Source organism: Actinoplanes sp. DH11, from assembly GCF_020873875.1.
Classification (GTDB): Bacteria; Actinomycetota; Actinomycetes; order Mycobacteriales; family Micromonosporaceae; genus Actinoplanes.
The window spans coordinates 68603-85672 of record NZ_JAHWGU010000026.1; the positions used below are offsets into that span (position 1 = coordinate 68603).

At 72.4% G+C, this 17070-nt stretch carries 11 protein-coding genes; 5 read left to right on the forward strand and 6 right to left on the reverse strand.

The window, feature by feature from the left end; genetic code table 11:
* The first annotated feature begins 37 nt into the window (after positions 1 to 37).
* Positions 38 to 382 (forward strand): STAS domain-containing protein, encoded by a 345-nt coding sequence (locus tag LPA41_RS30850; protein WP_229074552.1) that lies wholly within the window; start codon positions 38 to 40, stop codon positions 380 to 382.
* A 64-nt stretch (positions 383 to 446) separates the two neighbouring features.
* Complete coding sequence (locus tag LPA41_RS30855; RefSeq protein WP_229074553.1) at positions 447 to 1238, forward strand: YaaA family protein; 792 nt, start codon at positions 447 to 449, stop codon at positions 1236 to 1238.
* 65 nt (positions 1239 to 1303) lie between these two features.
* On the opposite strand, the gene LPA41_RS30860 is transcribed toward LPA41_RS30855, so the two are convergent.
* The gene (locus LPA41_RS30860; protein WP_229074554.1) at positions 1304 to 1819 is read right to left on the reverse strand and encodes an FKBP-type peptidyl-prolyl cis-trans isomerase; all 516 of its coding nucleotides are present in this window, start codon (positions 1817 to 1819) and stop codon (positions 1304 to 1306) included.
* A gap of 237 nt (positions 1820 to 2056) precedes the next feature.
* On the opposite strand from LPA41_RS30860, the gene LPA41_RS30865 reads away from it, so the two are divergent.
* From LPA41_RS30865 to LPA41_RS30875, 3 genes are all read left to right on the forward strand, one after another.
* A complete protein-coding gene (locus LPA41_RS30865) occupies positions 2057 to 2914 on the forward strand; it encodes a hypothetical protein (protein WP_229074555.1) in 858 nt (285 codons plus the stop codon).
* Between the two features lie 79 nt (positions 2915 to 2993).
* Complete coding sequence (locus LPA41_RS30870; RefSeq protein ID WP_229074556.1) at positions 2994 to 8060, forward strand: MMPL family transporter; 5067 nt, start codon at positions 2994 to 2996, stop codon at positions 8058 to 8060.
* A gap of 169 nt (positions 8061 to 8229) precedes the next feature.
* On the forward strand, positions 8230 to 9651 hold the full coding sequence (locus LPA41_RS30875) for an SDR family oxidoreductase (protein WP_229074608.1): 1422 nt from the start codon (positions 8230 to 8232) through the stop codon (positions 9649 to 9651).
* 54 nt (positions 9652 to 9705) lie between these two features.
* On the opposite strand, the gene LPA41_RS30880 is transcribed toward LPA41_RS30875, so the two are convergent.
* The 5 genes from LPA41_RS30880 to LPA41_RS30900 all read right to left on the reverse strand — a co-directional run bounded on the left by LPA41_RS30880 (position 9706) and on the right by LPA41_RS30900 (position 16894).
* On the reverse strand, positions 9706 to 10323 hold the full coding sequence (locus LPA41_RS30880) for a hypothetical protein (RefSeq protein ID WP_229074557.1): 618 nt from the start codon (positions 10321 to 10323) through the stop codon (positions 9706 to 9708).
* Positions 10324 to 10632: 309 nt separating this feature from the next.
* Positions 10633 to 11523 (reverse strand): membrane protein insertase YidC, encoded by an 891-nt coding sequence (gene yidC / locus LPA41_RS30885; RefSeq protein ID WP_229074558.1) that lies wholly within the window; start codon positions 11521 to 11523, stop codon positions 10633 to 10635.
* Positions 11524 to 11958: 435 nt separating this feature from the next.
* On the reverse strand, positions 11959 to 12234 hold the full coding sequence (locus LPA41_RS30890) for a DUF6412 domain-containing protein (protein ID WP_229074609.1): 276 nt from the start codon (positions 12232 to 12234) through the stop codon (positions 11959 to 11961).
* A gap of 588 nt (positions 12235 to 12822) precedes the next feature.
* Entirely contained in the window at positions 12823 to 13584 is a 762-nt protein-coding gene (locus LPA41_RS30895) for a hypothetical protein (RefSeq protein ID WP_229074559.1), read from the reverse strand.
* Entirely contained in the window at positions 13577 to 16894 is a 3318-nt protein-coding gene (locus LPA41_RS30900; protein ID WP_374238230.1) for an SNF2-related protein, read from the reverse strand. Before LPA41_RS30900 ends, LPA41_RS30895 begins: the two co-directional genes overlap by 8 nt.
* Between the last annotated feature and the right edge of the window lie 176 nt (positions 16895 to 17070).

A 17070-nucleotide genomic window follows, 5' to 3' on the forward strand; every position in this document is an offset into this window, starting at 1 on the left:
CGTCGGTTCCGGGGCAATAGGGGTCCGGAGGTGAGGCGTGGTGCAGGTGTCGCTGGTGGAAACGTCCGGCGCCGTCGTCGTGGCGGTGCGTGGCAACCTCGACCTCGACAGTGCCCCGGAGCTGGCCGACCGGCTGGCGCAGGCGCTGTCGCGGCCCGAACCGCGGGTGGTGGTCGACCTGTCCGGCGTCGACTTCTGCGACTCGATCGGGCTGAGCACGTTCGTGACCGGCTACAACCGGGCCCGCGCGGCGGGTGGCTGGCTGCGTCTCGCCTCGCCCGGCGAGTTCCTGGAACGGCTGCTCGACACGGTCGGCCTGCTCCGGCGCATCGGCGTCTACCCGAGCGTCGACGACGCCCTGGCCGGTCGCCGCGACGACTGAGCCGGGCGTCACCCGGTGCCGGGTTGCGCCGGGGAGGTGCCGCCAGGACGGTTAGTCTCGCGGCGTGCTGATCCTGTTGCCGCCGTCCGAGGGCAAGACCACCGCCACCACCGGCGACCCGGTCGACCTGGGCGAACACTGGCTGCCCGAGCTGGCCCCGGCCCGCGCCCGGGTCCTGAAGAGCCTCGTCGCGCTCTGCAAACGGACAAGTGAGCGCTCCGTGAAGGACTCGCTGAACGTGCTCGGTCTCAGCGCCGGGCAGCGCGACGAGATCGTCCGGAACGCGGGACTGTACGCGGCGCCGGCCGCGCCGGCGTCGGAGATCTACACGGGCGTGCTCTACGAGGCGCTCGACCCGGCCGGGCTGGCACCGGAGTCGCAGCGATGGTTGCACGAGACCGCGGTGGTGTTCTCCGGCCTCTGGGGTGTGGTGCGGCTCGGCGATCGGATCCCGGCGTACCGCTGCTCGATCGGCGTCAGCCTGCCGGCGCCGGTGGGTGGGCTCACCCCGTACTGGAAGAAGGCTCTGAAGCCGGCCCTGGACCGCCTCGCCGGACCCGTGCTGGATCTCCGGTCCGGCGCCTACGTGGCGATGTGGGCGCCGGGGGCGCAGAGCGCGCAGGTGCGGGTGCTGCACGAACGCACCGTGGACGGGGTGCCGAAACGGTCCGTGGTGAGCCACTTCAACAAGGCGGCGAAGGGCCGGCTGGTGCGGGCGCTGGCCGCCGACCGGGCGGCGCCGGAGTCGGTGGACGAGCTGGTCACGGCGTTGCGGGACCTGAAGTTCACGGTCGAGGAGCGGCCGGTCGGCGAGGACCGGCCGCGTCAGCTCGACATCGTCGTCAGTGAGATCTGACGACCGGCGGCCCGGGAGCCGGTGACTGCTTCGCGGCGGGGACGGCTGCTTCGTGGTGAGGACGGCTACTTCGCGGCGAGGATGTCGACGACGAAGCGCAGGTCACCGCGCTGCGGCCCGTACGCCAGGTCCGCCGGCACGTCCAGCTGGATCCGGCTGCCCACCTTCTGACCGGGGATGGCCTCGTCCCAGCCCTTGATCAGCTCGCCGACACCGATCCGGGTGGAGAACGGCGCGCCGCCGGTCCAGGAGGAGTCGATCAGCTCGCCGGTGGCGTACGAGACCAGCTTGTAGTTGACCGAGATGGTCTGCCCGGCCTCGACGGCGGGGCCGGTGCCCGGGATCAGCTCCTCGACGACAAGCTTGTCGAGGGTGCCGGTGCCTTTGCTGACCTGCGGCTCCACGGTGAGCGGGTCGACCGGCGCCGACGACGACCGCGCGGCCGGCACCGGGTCGGTGTCGTCACCGGAACCGACCAGGAGGACGACGGCGGCCAGCATCGCGAAGACCACCACCGCGGTGGCGAGTCCGGCGACGGCCCGGCCGCGGCGGGGTTTGTCCGTGGCGGTCTGCTCGATCATCGCAGTCCTCAGCTCAGGTCGGTACGCCGGTGGCGTGCGGAAACTTCGGACACCGTACTCGTCATCCGGATCAAAGCCGCGCCGATCTCCGCCGAATCGCCGAGGCGAAAGATCGTCCGTACGTCCGGTGGCCGGTCCCACTCTTCTCCTGAGCACCACAAGATGAGATCGTTTACGCCTCCTGACCACTGGCCGGGAGACACCCCCTTACACAGACCCGCCTGATCCGGAGGCCCCTTGTCCGATCAGACGCCACCGGACGGCAGGCACCAGCAACCGCCGCCCGGTCAGAGCCTCGTGGTCCGGCCCAAGCCGGGCGTGCCCGCGATGCTGTTCGAGGAGAAGCGGTCCTGGCGCGAGTACGCGGCTCCCGGTCTCGTGATCTTCCTGGGCGTCCTCGTCGTGGTCGCGTTCGGCCTGGTCGTCGTGGTGCACGCCCGGGACCGGCCGAAGCCCGCCGAGACCACGCCGACCACCGGTGGGCCGACCGCCGAGCAGTTGCCGATCCCGCTGCCCAGCGCGTCGGTGGCGCCCAGCATCACCCCGGTCGACGCGATCGCGGTGGAACGGTCAACGGTCCCGGACCGGGTCGACCTCTCCGCCGAGGGCACGATCGACTGGGTGCACTGGGCCGAGCTGGGGCGCTACTCGCTGGAACGCAACGCCGGTGGTGGCTTCGCGATCCTCGAGGGCACCCCGAACCCGTCGCGGCGGCGGCACACCGTGAGCCCGGAGGCGTTCAGCTGGTCCGGGGGCAGTCCGCTCGCCAAGGGGAAGAGCGTGACGAGCGGGGTACGGGCCTGCGAGGCGGGCGGCGGTTTCACCCTCTCCGCGCCGGCCGGCACCCAGGACGCCACGCTGCGGCTCTACGTCGGGATGCTGGACGGCCGCGGCTCGCTGGAGGTCAAACTCTCCACCGGCGGCAAGGTCGTGACCGACACCTGGGAGCAGCGCGGAGGCTCGATGGCGACGGCCGCCTACACGGTGAGCTACACCGCCTCGGGAACTGGCAAGATCTCCATCAAGTGGATCACCGACGAGTCCTTCGACGCGGACTGCGGAGGCGTCGCCCTGCAGGCAGCAACCCTTAGCTGACCTGCACCATTCGTACCCTCGGAAAGGGGAGCTTGTGTTCGCGGGCTGGGGATCTCGGGTCGCCGTCCTGAGGTGGCCGGTGCTGATCGTCGCGCTCGTCGCGGTGCTCGGCTCGGGCATCTGGGGATTCGGCGTTTTCGATCGGCTCACCGAGGGCGGCTACACCGATCCGAGCAGTGAGTCCGCGCGCAGCGCCGACGTCGTGGCCACGGCGCTGGGCGGGCAGAGCGGCGACGTGATCGCCATCTGGACGCCGGACCGGGGCACGATCGACGACGCCGCGCTGACCAAGCGGATCAAGGAGCGGCTGGCGGCGCTGCCCGCGACGGCGGTGATCGGCAAGAACTCGTACTGGGACAAGAAGGCGCCGCGGTTCGCCGCCGAGGACAAGTCCAGTGCGGCCGCCGTGCTGACCCTGGCCGGCGACGACGACGCCGCGAAAATGGACGCCTACGGCGAGATCGAGGACGATCTGGGCGTACCCGGGGCGCACCTCCAGCTCGCCGGCGGCGTACCCCTCTCGCACGCCTCCAGCGCCCGCTCCTCCGAAGACCTGGTCTTCGCCGAGATGATCTCGCTGCCGATCGTCCTGGTCCTGCTGCTGTTCATCTTCGGCTCCCTCGTCGCCGCGTCGCTGCCGGTGCTGGTCGGCGGGGCCGCGGTGCTCGGCTCCCTCGGCGTGCTGAACACGGTCGCGCTGACCCACGAGGTCAACTCGTTCGCGGTCAACGTGGCGAGCCTGCTCGGCCTCGGCATGGCGATCGACTACGGCCTGTTCATGGTCGGCCGCTTCCGCGAGGAACAGGCGGCACACCCCACCGCCGAGGCGGTCCGGCGCACCGTCGCCACCGCCGGGCGGACCGTCCTGTTCTCCGCGACCCTGCTGATGACCGCGCTGGCTGGTCTGCTGCTCTTCCCGCAGGGCTTCCTGAAGAGCCTGGCGTACGGTGGACTCGCCGCCGTCTTCCTCGCCATGCTCCTGTCGCTGACCCTGCTGCCGGCGATCCTGGCGATCCTGGGCCCGCGCGTCGACAAGCTGCCCGTCCGTCTCCCCGGCCGCTCCGGCACCGGCCACGGCTGGGCCCGGCTGGCCGGCACGGTGCTGCGCCGGCCGCTGCTGTTCGCGGTGCCCATCCTGGCCGGGCTGGTGGTGCTGGCCCTGCCGATCGCCGGTGTCCGCTTCGGCGAGAACGACGAACGGGTGCTGCCCGCCGGTGACCCGTCGCGGGTCGCGATCGAAACCCTCAAGTCCGACTACCCGCAGTTCAGCACGGGTGGCGTCCAGATCGTGGTCCGCGGCTCCACGGACGTGAAAGAGTTCGGCGAGGCGGCCGGCAAGGTTCCCGGCGTCGCCGGCGTCACCACCACCGGCGCCACCGACGACCTGGTGGTCCTGAACGCCGCGCTGACCGCCGCCGACCCGTTCGGCAGCGACGCCCGGCAGGTCGTCGAAGACCTGCGCGCGCTGCCCGCCCCCGCCGGTGCCGAGGTCCTGGTCGGCGGCGCCACCGCCCGCAACGTGGACAGCATCGCCGCGATCGGCGACCGCCTGCCGCTGATGATCGGGCTGCTGGCCGGCGCCACGCTGATCCTGATGTTCCTGGCGTTCGGGTCGATCCTGCTGCCGATCAAGGCCGTCGTGATGAGCGGCCTCAGTCTCACTGCCACGTTCGGCATCCTGGTCTGGATCTTCCAGGAGGGTCACGGCGCGGGCCTGCTCGACGTCACCCCGGCGCCACTGGAGGCCGGCATCGTGGTGCTGATGGGCGCCGTGGTGTTCGGCCTCTCCACCGACTACGAGGTCTTCCTGCTGTCCCGGATGGTCGAGGCCCGCGTGAAGGGCGCCTCCTCCACCGAGGCCGTGACGATCGGGCTCACCCGCACCGGCCGGGTGATCAGCGCGGCCGCCCTGCTGCTCATCATGGTGACCGGCGCCTTCGCCCTCTCCTCGGTCACCACGATGCGCTTCGTCGGCGTCGGCATGATCATCGCCCTGGTCCTGGACGCGACAGTGGTACGCATGCTGCTCGTCCCGGCGGTCCTCGCCCTCTTCGGCGACGCCGCCTGGTGGGCGCCCGGCCCCCTGCGCCGCCTCCAGGAACGGGCCGGCCTGGCCGAACACGCCGGCGAGGCAGACCTGGACGGCAAGCACGCGGCCCGCCCCGGCGAACCCTCCTTCGCCGAGGCCGCCGGCCTGGACACGGTGGTCCTGCACCGCCGCCCCGCGCACGCCCTGCAGGGCGCGAACCGCCCCGCTCTGACCGGTCCGGCCCACGAGAACAACACGGTGGTCCTGGACTACGCCGACGTCCTCGACTACTTGGCCGAGAAGGAACGCGTATCCGCGACCACCTCCGCCGGCACCCCGATGGCCGCCCTGCCCGCCGCCCCCACTGACGACACCACGGTCCTCCCGGTCATCAACGTGGACGGCGCAAGCCACACCCCGCCCCCCGGCGCGGAGGCCACGAGCCCCGACCCTCGCGCCCACGCAGATGGCGCGAGCCCCAACCCTCGCGCCCACGCTGAACCCGCCCCCAGCCCCACCGGCACCGGCACCGGCACCGGCACCGGCACCGATCAGGCTTCCTCCCTCGCGCCCCGCGCCTCTGCCGGTTCCCCCGCCGACATTCCCAGCCCGCCGCCGATCGCACCCACTCCGCCCGCCGACATTCCCGACTTGTCGCCCATCACCTCCGCGTCGCCCGCGTTCGCTGACCCCGTCGCAGGCGCCAGGTCATCCGACGACCCCGCAACCAGCGCGGCCGAGGAACCGCCCATCTTCGCCGAGGCACGCACCGCCACCGAACCCCCACCCGTGGACAGCGAAGCCATCTGGGCCGAGGTCGAAGCCACCCTGGCCGCCGGCGCCGAGGTCTCCCAAGTCATCAAGCTGCCGACCCCGCCCGGCCACGAGGACCACCCCACCCAGCTCCTCAGAACCATCTCCGCCACCAACCACGCCGACTCCCCCGCGCCCAACGAGCCGGCCACGCGCGACGTGCGCGCCCCGCACGACGAGCGGACCGCAGATGGCGGGCCGGCGACGCGCGATGCGCGCGCCCCGCACGACGAGCAGGCCGCGCATGGTGAGCCGGCGACAGACAACGAATCAGCGGCGCAGGACGAGCCGGTCGGCACAGACCTCGGCGCCCCGACCTCCGCCTTCGCTTCATCGGGTGATCACTCCGCGGGTGAGCTGGGCACGACGGTCACCGACAGTGACAGCCGCCCGGAAATTCGCGAACTGTCTCGGCCCGTTTCCGGTTTACCGGTAAACCTGGGGACCGAAGAGGACGCTCACGCTGAGGGCGGAGACGCTGCTGCACGGGAGTCGGCGACCAAGGATTCCTCGACCGAGGAGTCCACTCCCGCAACAGCCTCCGCTGCGCAATCTGTTGCTCCCACCGACCTCGCCGGCTTCCCCGAGCGCGACCACACGGACCGGGCCGCATCGGATCGGATCCCTGCCGCCGGGAGCGCCACGCCCGGGCCGGTGGAGGAGGCCGTACGGCCGGAACAGGTCGCGCCCGCAGCGGAACACGTCTCAGCCGAACACGTCTCAGCGGTGGAAGAGGCCGCACCCACGTTGGAGCGGGCCGTGCCCGCCCCGGAAGTCACCTCGCCGGACCAGGAGCGCGGCGCCCATGAAGCCGACGGGGAACGTGCGGTGGCGGAGGCACCGGCGCCTGCTGCCGGGAACGCCGTCTCAGCGTCCGATTCGGCGTTCATCCCTCAGCCGGAAGACGCTGCGGCGCAGGACACCGCGCCGGAACAGCACCCCGTTCCGTCCGCGGCCTCGATCGACCCGGCCTCCCCGGCTGCCGAACAGCCCACGGCGGAAAGCATCGCCACCAGCGCCGTCACCACGGCCACTCCGGACGAGGCAGCAGCGGACGAGGACGCGGAAGGCCGGGTTGTGACAGGCCAGACCACCTCGGTCCAGTCCCCGTCAGACGAAACCGAGCCGGATCAGGCCGCACCGAGTCAAGGCGAGCCGAGCCAAGACGCGCCGGATCAGGACGTGCCGAACCAAGACGCACTCGGCCAAGACGCACCCGACCGAGACACGCCGGGCCGAGACGCACCGGACCGAGACGCACCGGGTCGAGACGCGCTGAGCCAGGATTCGCTGAGCCAGGGGGCGCAGGGTCAGAGCACGCCCGATCGAGTTGGATCGGGCCGGGAGGCGTCGGATCTGGGCGCCCACCGTGAAGGACGGCCGGATTCCACGGTTCGCGTCGCCGAAACGGAGCTGCCCCCTGCCGCCGAAACGGAGCACGCGTCGCTTCCGGACGGCAGCGCACAGCCGGACGAGCCGTCGGACGCCGGGGATGCCGCCCGGCCGGCTCACACCGCGGCCGACGAACGGGAAGCCGGGGACAACACCGGCTCGGACGAGGTGCCCGGTGCGGAAAAGCCCGGCGAGGGACGGCCCGCCGAAGGACGGCCCGCCGAAGGACGGCCCGGCGAAGGACGGCCCGGCGAAGGACGGCCCGGCGAAGGAGCCTCCGGCGAGCCCCGAGGCGCCGCTGGTGGAGAGGCCGGCGGGAACGAGGCGCCGGTTGCGGACCCGTTCGCCTGGCGGAACGATCCGCGGCTGGCCATCCTCACCGCGCCCGGCGCCGACTCGTTCGGGTGGCTGTCCCGTGGTGGCGAGAAGCCTGACACACCGGCCGAACCGGAGCGTGCCGACTCGGCTGGGGCCGGCGAACAGGTGAGCGCGCCCGCGCCGGAGCGGACCGGGGAGGAACGCACGCCGGGCGACGGGACGCCGGGGACGCGACGGCCGCGTACGCTTGGCGATCTGCTGGGTGGTGGCACACCCGTACCCGTACCCGTGCCTTCTCCCCCCGCGCCAAGCCGGCGCCCGCAGACGCTCGATGAGTGGCTCAGCACCTCGCGCCCGAAGTCCGGCGGCAACGGAACGACGCGGCCGGCGAAGGCGGATGCCATGGCATCCGCGGACGAGGCCGCCAACCCGGCGGACGAGGCTGCCAACCCGGCGCACGCGGCCCGGCCCCGCACGCTCGACGACTGGCTCAGCGGCCCCAAGCCGCCGGCCGGCCGGCCCACCAGCCTCGCCGATCAGCAGCACATCACCGCGCCGAAGCCCGCCGGCGCCGACCAGGAGAAGAAGCAGTAGGCGCACGAAGCGACGCACGGCCGGCACCGGAACCGGCCGGGCGCGCGGAAGGACGTGACGGGAACGAGCCGGGAAGCGTGACCCGGACCCCTTGCCCCGGCACACCGGCGGCCGATAGGACGGCCGGGTAAGTACAGTGCCTGCGGTGAGAACAGAGGGGGACGCGGTAATGACCGGCAGTGTCGACAACGCTACGGGCGTGGATCCGGATCGCCTGGCGGTCTGCCTGGCCGTCCTGGCCGAGGTGGAGTCGTTGCCGGTGGAGCATCCCGACGCGGTGCGGGTGCGGCGGGCGACCGCCGCCCTGTTCAAGACGGCGAAGTTGCAGCGGCGCCGGGACCGGCGGGATGCGGTGCTGGAGAACGACCGGGCGGTGACCGCGGCGACGGCTACCGGGGCGCCGGGCCGGATCGACGACGAGACCGCCGGCATCCCGTTGCGCAGCAGCGTGCGTGGTGCGTCGGCGGGGGTGCTGAAGCAGGCGCGCGGATGTTACGTGTGCAAGCAGCGGTACACGGTGGTGGACGCGTTCTACCACCAGCTCTGCCCGTCGTGCGCCGAGCTGAACCACGCCCGGCGCGACGCCCGCACCGATCTGACCGGCCGCCGAGCCCTGCTGACCGGCGGGCGTGCCAAGATCGGCATGTACATCGCGCTGCGTCTGCTGCGCGACGGCGCGGATCTGACGATCACGACGCGGTTCCCGCACGACGCGGTCCGCCGCTTCGCCGCGATGCCGGACAGCGCCGACTGGTTGCACCGGCTGCGGGTGGTGGGCATCGATCTGCGTGACCCGGCGCAGGTGGTGGCTCTGGCCGAGTCGGTGGCGGCGCGCGGACCACTGGACATTCTGATCAACAACGCGGCACAGACGGTACGGCGTACGGCAGGCGCCTACGCGGAGCTCGTAGCGGCCGAGTCGGCTCCGCTGCCGGACGGCCCCCTACCGGAACTGGAGTTCTTCGGCGGCGCGACAACGCTCGGGGCGGCGTCCCCTGCGGCGGCCCTCACGGCCGGTGGCACCCTCACGCCGCAGGAGATCACCAGCCTGGCGCTGACCGCCCGGTCCACGGCGATCGACGCGGGTGGCCTGGTACCGGACGTGACGCCGACGAACAGCTGGAGCGACCGGGTCCACGAGGTCGAGCCCCTGGAACTGCTCGAGGTGCAGCTGTGCAACGTGACGGCGCCGTTCATCCTGGTCAGCCGGCTGCGCAAGGCGATGGCGGCATCCGAGTTCCCGCGGCGTTACGTGGTGAACGTGTCCGCGATGGAGGGCATCTTCGCCCGCGGTTACAAGGGTGCCGGGCACCCGCACACGAACATGGCGAAGGCCTCGCTGAACATGCTGACCCGCACGAGCGCGGTCGACATGTTCGCCGACGGCATCCTGATGACCAGCGTGGACACCGGCTGGATCACCGACGAACGACCGCACCCGACGAAGATGCGCCTGCACGAAGAAGGGTTCCACGCACCGCTGGACCTGGTCGACGGCGCGGCCCGGGTGTACGACCCGATCGTGCGCGGCGAACTGGGCGAGGACGTGTACGGCTGCTTCCTGAAGGACTACGTGCCGGTCGCCTGGTGACACGGTGAGGGCCGCACCCGATCGGGTGCGGCCCACAGTTTCGGCAACTACACGTCAGTTGCGCGGACCCCGGTCACCGTCGCCACGCGGGCCCCGGTCACGGTCGCCGCCCCGGTCACCGTCACGGTCGCCACCCCGGTCGCCGCCTCGGTCGCCGTCACGGTCGCCACCCCGGTCGCCGTCACGGTCGCCACCCCGGTCGCCGTCACGGTCGCCGTCCCCCCACGGCCCGCGGTCGCGGTCCCGGTCCCTGTCCCGGTCCCGGTCGCCACCGTCGACCCGGAACGGCTGGACGATGATGTCCGGGCGGTCCGGCCAGCGGTCCGGCCAGTTGCCGCGCCATTCGCGCCAACTCCAGTCGTCCTGCTCGACCTCGAGGAGCCAGGACCAGCCACGCCAGCCGCGCCAGTTGTTGCGCACCGGGATGCAATCGAAGTCGTCCCACGCGCCGAACCGGATGCCGGTCCGACCGGCCCGCACGCAGGAGCGCTCCCCGCGGTACTTGCCGACGATGTAGTCCCGATCGGCCGGCCTGTTCTCCGCGGCACCGGCGACACCGGAGCGCTCCGCGGCCGAGCCGGCCGGAGCCGCCTGAACCGGTCCGACCCCGATCATCGCGCCGGCCGCGAGTCCCATGCCCGCCAGCGCCAACATTCGCGTTGCTTTTCTCATGTCACACCTTTTCCGACATAACGTTATGACGTGGGTCAGCTCATCACGGACCGCAAAGCCGCTCCGCCGTTTCCCGGAAAGTTGACCGTTTGGATGACCCTTTCAGTGTCCGTACCGCCATGAATACAGATAGTCGGCGCCACAATGTTTCAAGAGCGAAAGAGCTTCCTATCAGGCATTTCTTTTGTGTACGGGGTAAGCGACCGTCCCGTCCCGGCACCCCCGCACCCGGGCCCACCTGAGAGAACGCTGGAAATGTCGCCGAAATCGGGACGCCATTCCCGGCCGTCGCTATGAGAATGCGCGGACTCAGCGGGTCGTGCTCCGGCCGTACCCCCGTGCTTTGCGCCCGGCCGGCTTGGCACCCACCCTGGGTGGGGTGACCCGCCGTCCCGGAGCTGGTGGCGGCGTGACCGGCTTGCCGCCCGCGTCCGGCACCGGCGGCAGCGGGTAACGGCGCAGGATCCAGGCTTGCTGACCGAGAGCGAACAGGTTCTGCGTCACCCAGTAGAGGACGACGCCGATGGGGAAGAGCACGCCGGACACCAGCAGGGACACCGGGATACCGTAGAGCATGAGGCGCTGGACGGTACGGGCCGGCTCGTCCTGCGCCCACCCCGACCTACTGATCATCTGGCGGGTGCTGAGGTAGGTCGTCACCGTCATGAGCAGGATCAGAACCGCCGCCACGAGTTTGACGACCGTGCCGCCGGTGGTGAACCCGGCAACGATCGGGGCCCCGAAGAGCTTCGCCTGCACCGCACCGTCGAACTGGGTGAGCGTCCAGCCGTACAGCGTGCGCGACGCCTCGCTGGTGATCTCCGGACGCAGGTGGCGCAGCACGTGCAGAAGACCGAGAACGATCGGGAGCTGGACAAGCATCGGCAGGAACTGTGCGAACGGGCTGGCGTTCTCCCGCCGCATCAGCTCCGCCAACTCCTTCCGCAGGGTGACCTGATCACCCCGATGCTTCTCCTGCAACGCCTTGACCTGCGGTTGCACCCGCTGGGTCGCACGCTGCGCCCGCACCTGCCGGACGATCACGGGGAACAGCGCGACACGGACGGTGAGCACCAGGAACACGATGCCCAGCACCCACGACCACGAGGTGGCGAGCCCGGCTGCGTCGCCGAGCACCCGCTCCCAGGCGGCGTGCCAGAACAGCAGAACGGCGGAGATGGCGGTATAGACGAATTCCATCATCGGGAAGGCTCCAAAGGACGCACTGGACTGGTGGACAGTCAGCAGTGGCCGAGCCGAGCATCATCGCTCCGGCTGTCCGCACGCGAGGTCGGCGAATGCCGATGTCAGCGCCGCGGATCGGGCGCCGCGGTCACTACCGCACGCGCGGCGCTCGATCCCGGGCACGGACCCCGCGGTCGGCAGCAACACCGGCGCATCCGGCACCCACTGATCGGGGCCAGTGACGACGGCGCGGAGTCCGACTCGAGCTGGATTGCGGGAATCGACCGTGCCGGTGCGCGAGGGGCCCTCGGGCGCTGCGCGCCAAGACCTCGGCTGCCGCGCGTCAGGACCCCGGCGCGTGCGCGTCAGGACCTTGGCCGGTGCGCCTCGGCGGCTGCGCGTCGGGAGACGCGGCCGGGCGCGGGAACGCGGCGTGGCGGACGAAGATGCTCAGGCGGCCACGGGCGTCACGGTGGGACCGCGCGGCCGGGTCCGCCCGGGTGCGTCGGGGTCGCGGTGGCGTGGCACACCGGTACGCCGGGCGCGCTCCCGCATCTCCGAACGGCTGACCGGGGAGGTCACGACCGTCCGGAAGTTGAGCAGGGCACCGGCGGTGAGCGCGGCCAGCAGCAGGACACCGGCGACGGCGCCCGCTCCGACAAGGATCGCGGCAGGGCCGGCATCGGTCAGCAGACCGACCAGGCGCCAAAGGGCTTCCCACCACATCACGCGTTCACCCTAGCCTCCCCTCGCAACCCCCGGCAGCCCGCAACCGACCCCGGATCATCAGACCCGCCGCCCACAACCAAGCCCGGAACATCACGCGCGAGCGCCACAGGCGAACGTCACCGGCGAGGTAGGCGCGCAACCGAAGCGTCGCGACGGGAGTCTCCTATCGTCCGGTCAAGCAGCGAGTACGAGCTCTTCTGCCGGTTTGTGCTGGTTAGCAGGGTTCGGGTGCGAAGCATGGCGCGCGGGACGCCAACACGGCGGCGGCCAAGGCAGACGAGTGCGGCGTGGTGCTGCCTGCCCTCGCCTCCGTCGCGGTCCCTCCGAACAAGTCGCTGAGGTCGGCTGCGTGGCGTCCGCGCGGAGATGTTGATCTGCTAGCGCTACGAAATCGCGGTCTTAAACCCTTGATCACAGCGATTTCGCACCGCTAGCAGATCAACATCTCCGACTGGGACGGCGCGTCCGGCACGACCGGGGCCGGGGCCGGGGGACGCGGGTTGGTGCGCGGGAGGTGTCGGCTGGACGGCGTTCGGCTTGCTCCGCCTGTACGTGCGGACGTGAGCGAGCGTCACGGCGCGGGCGTCAGGGTGTGTCGTCGTCCGGCAGGGCGGCATAGGCCTGTCGCAACACCTCCACGATCGGCTTTCCGTGGTGGCTGAGTGGCGGTGCGTCGAGTTGGTCGAGGAGGGCGTCCGGCCGTATCCCGGAAGGTGCCGCCGCGGCCGCCGGCGGATCCGTGCCCCAGAAGGCCGCCGGGTCCGCCGGGTCGATGAGGGGCCGGGGCGGGGGTGCCGGTGCGGGTGACGCCGCCGCGACCAGGCCGTCGATGGCGGCGGACTCGCGGAGCAGGCGCAGGCGCATCAGGAGTTCGTCGCGGGAGCGGCCGCGCCAGGTGAAAACCTCGAACGGGTCGCTCTCGAACGTGCGCGCCAAGGCGTAGCAGGTGGCGGCGAGATGTTCGCAGGGCATCGGCCAGCGTTCGCACGTGCAGTCGAGCGCGACCTCGTCGAGGGAGAGCGGCAGCAGGCCGAGCCCGGCTTCGGCGAAGACGGCTTCGATGCCGTCCGGCATCCGGCCGTCGAGCAGCGAGGCGACGTAGCGGGCCTCGGTTACCAGGGCTTTCTCGACGCGCGCCCATTCGGTGGCGCCGAAGGAGCGGACGGCGATGCGTGCGCGGAAAGCGGCCGGGTCGTCGGGGCCGCGGACCTGGGCGACGACGAGGCTGGACGAGATGGTGAGGCTGCGGACGTGGCCGGCGCGTTCGTCGCGGCGGCCGCGGGCGAACGTCGGGCCCATCCGCAGGGCCTCGAACATGCCGAGGAAGGCGAGGGGCAGGTCAGTCAACGATCGCCTCCGGTGCCAGGGCGACCAGGTCGCGCAGTTCGCTGGTGGAGAGCGCGCTCAGCCAGCCCTCCCCCGTGCCGACCACCCGCTCGGCGAGCACGCCCTTGTCGGCGAGCACCTTGTCGATGTTCTCCTCGAGGGTGCCGAGGCAGACCAGGTTGTGCACGTGCACGTCGCGGCGCTGCCCGATCCGGTAGGCCCGGTCGGAGGCCTGCGACTCGGTCGCCGGGTTCCACCAGCGGTCGACGTGGATCACGTGGTTGGCCGCGGTCAGGTTGAGGCCGGTACCGCCGGCTTTCAGCGACAGCACGAAGATCCCGGGCTGCGCGGCCCGTTGGAACTCCGCGACCATGGCGTCGCGCGCGGCGCGCGGCGTGCCTCCGTGCAGGAACGTGACGGGTACGCCGAAGCGGGCCGTCAGATGCGGCGTCAGCATCTGGCCGAACCGGGCGAACTGGGTGAACACCAGCGCGCTCTCCCCCGCACCGAGCGCCCGGTCGAGGATCTCCTCCAGCCGGTCCACCTTGCCGGAGCGCCCGGGCAGCGGCGAGTTGTCCTTCAGGGCGAGCGCCGGGTGCACGCACACCTGTTTCAGCTTGGTCATCGCGGCCAGCACGAGACCTTTGCGCCAGTTGTCGCCGGGTTCGTCGAGCCGGCCGGTGAGGTCGTCGAGCACCGCCTGGTAGAGGCTGACCTGCTCGGTAGTCATCCCGCACAGGTGCCGCACGTGCCGTTTGGCCGGCAGTTCGGCGGCGATCATCGGGTCGCTCTTGGTGCGGCGCAGCAGGAACGGCCGGGTGGCCTGCCGCAGCCGGGCCGCCGCGTCCTCGTCGCCGTAGCGCTCGACGGGCACCGCGAACCGGGCCCGGAACGTGTGCGCCGACGCGAGCACGCCCGGGTTGAGGAAGTCGAGGATCGACCAGAGCTCGGCGAGCCGGTTCTCCACGGGGGTGCCGGTCAGCGCGATCCGGTTGCGGGCCGGGAACCGCCGGACCGCTTTCGCGGCGCCGCTGCCGGCGTTCTTGATGTGCTGCGCCTCGTCGAGCACCACCCGGTCCCACTCGACCCCGGCGAGCGCGTCCGCGTCGCGGACCGCCGTCGTATACGTGGTGAGCACCAGGTCCGCGCCCTCGGCCAGGGTCGCCGGGTCCGCCCGGTCGGCGCCGTGCAGCACCCGCACCCGCAGCGACGGCGCGAACCGCTCGGCCTCGCGCTGCCAGTTGCCGAGCACCGAGAGCGGGCAGATCAGCAGCGCCGGCCCCGCGCGGTGGTGCAGCAGCAGCGCCAGCAGCTGCACCGTCTTGCCGAGCCCCATGTCGTCGGCGAGGCACGCGCCGAGCCCGATCCGGTCGAGGAAGGCGAGCCAGGAGAAACCCCGCATCTGGTACGGCCGGAGCACCCCCGCCAGCCCTTCCGGCGGATCGAGCACTTCCAGCCGCTCGTCGAGGCGCCCGGTGAGCAGGTCGGCCAGCCAGCCCTCGCCGCGGGCGTCGGTCACCGGCAGAGGCAGTTCCTCCGGCGGCAGCAGGCGCATCGTCGCCAGCGCGTCCCCGGCGGTCATCGTGCCGCCGCCCCGGCGCAGGAAGGCCAGCCCGGCCGCGAGCCGCTGCGGGTCGAGGTGGACCCACCGCCCGCGCAGCCGGACCAGCGGTACCTTGGCCCGGGCCAGGTCTGTGAGCTCGTGCTCGGTGAGGGTGCGCCCGCCCAGGGCCAGGCCCCAGCGGTACTCCACCAGCTCCTTCTTGCCCACGGCCCGGTCGCGCAGCACGGCCGAGACCGGCTCACGGCTGCGCACGTTCAGCGACAGGCCGAGCCCGGGCCGGCGCTGCCACCAGGCAGGCAGCAGCACACCGTAACCGGCCTCCTCGAGCAGCGCGGCATGGCTGAGGAACCCGTGCGCGCCCTCGGTGTCGAGCAGCATCTCGGCGGGCCGGGCGTCCCGCAAGGCCTCGCCGAGCGCCGGGTAGAGCCGGGCGGCCCGCCCCAGGCCGGCGAGCAGCCGCTCCTGCGGGTGGCTGGTCCATCGGCTCAGCGGGGCGAACCGGTCATGCCACACCTCGGCCGCCGGCACCAGGACACTCGGCTCGTCGGCCGCTTGGAGCAGGAACTCCAGACGCCAGGCGTCCTCCGGCAGCGGCACCTCGTCGGGCAGGACCGGCTCGTGCTCGCGGGGGTCGCCGAGCCGGAAACAGACCCGCACCTCGGCACCCCGGGCCGCTTGGTCGAACCACGCGTCGAGGCGCCCGACCAGCTCGTCGACGAGCGCCGGAGCGGCCTCGAACCCCGGCTTACCACCGAGCGCGGCCAGCCAGCCGTAGTCGGCCAGGGACACACCGGCCACGGCGAGCCGGGTCCGCACGAGCCCGTCGACCAGCCGTTCCAGGGCCACCTCCACCAGGTCCGCAGCGGCAATCGCGGAGCCGGCGGGGGACGCGGAACCAGCGGGGGACGCGGAACCAGCGGGCGACGCGGAACCGGCGCGAGTCGCGGAGCCCGCGCCGGCTGCGGAGCCCGCGTCGGCTGCGGAGCCCGCGCCGGCTGCGGAGCCCGCGTCGGCTGCGGAACCGGCAGGCGTCACGGAATCTGCGCCGTTCACGGAATCTGCGACGATCATGGGATTTGCGGCGATCACGGAGCCCTTGTGGGCTGCGGAGCCGGCGCGAGCCGCGGAACCGGCGGCGCCTACGGAGTCGGCGCGGATCGCGGAGCCGGCGCGAGTCGTGTAGCTGGTGGCGGCCTCGGCGCGGCAGGCCGGTGGCATCCGTTCGATCAGGGCGGCCCGCCGGACCGCGTCGGCGCCGATCACGACCGGGCGCCAGAAGGCCACCGGCCGGGGGCCGTCGACGCGCACCGACGGCAGCACCCGCCCGCGCCGGACCAGGCCGGCGGCGAACCCGCAGAGCTCGACCAGCCAGGCCGCGGACGGCGCGATCCGCCCGTCGAACTCGGCGACCACGTCGGGGTCGACGAACGGCACGCGGACCGCCGGCACCCGCCAGGAGCGGGCCTTGGTGATGCCCCGCCGGGGCGCGAGACCGAGCTGCGGCGACCCGAGCGGCCCGGACGACGTGGACGGCAGCACCAGCGTCGCCGGCGCCCGGGTCTCGCCGGCCGGTAGTCGCTCGACCGGCGCCGCGAACGGATGCCACGGCACGCCGCCCCGCTCCGCCGGCCGCCGGGCGGCCGGTGTGGCGGAGCTGTCCTCGGCCCACAGGCTGAGCCCGCCGTCCGGCCCGGCGAACCCGTGCAGCACCCGCACCCCCGCCGGCACCGGAGGCCCCGCGGCCCCAGCCGGGTCCCCGACGTTCATCCCCGCCGTTGCCCGATCGCCCGCGCTCATGCCAGCCCCCGCCCGGTCGTCATCGTCCACGCCGCCCACGACCGGATCGGCCGCGCTCATGCCAGCCCCCGCCCGGTCGTCATCGTCCACGCCGCCCACGACCGGATCGGCCGCGCTCATGCCAGCCCCGGCCCTGCCACCGTCGT

Excerpts from the sequence above, each read along its gene's own strand:
- LPA41_RS30900 (WP_374238230.1), bottom strand. The coding sequence starts at position 16,894 with ATGAACGTCGGGGACCCGGCTGGGGCCGCGGGGCCTCCGGTGCCGGCG.
- LPA41_RS30890 (WP_229074609.1), bottom strand. The coding sequence starts at position 12,234 with ATGTGGTGGGAAGCCCTTTGGCGCCTGGTCGGTCTGCTGACCGATGCC.
- LPA41_RS30880 (WP_229074557.1), bottom strand. The coding sequence starts at position 10,323 with ATGAGAAAAGCAACGCGAATGTTGGCGCTGGCGGGCATGGGACTCGCG.
- yidC (WP_229074558.1), bottom strand. The coding sequence starts at position 11,523 with ATGGAATTCGTCTATACCGCCATCTCCGCCGTTCTGCTGTTCTGGCAC.
- LPA41_RS30860 (WP_229074554.1), bottom strand. The coding sequence starts at position 1,819 with ATGATCGAGCAGACCGCCACGGACAAACCCCGCCGCGGCCGGGCCGTC.
- LPA41_RS30875 (WP_229074608.1), top strand. The coding sequence starts at position 8,230 with ATGACCGGCAGTGTCGACAACGCTACGGGCGTGGATCCGGATCGCCTG.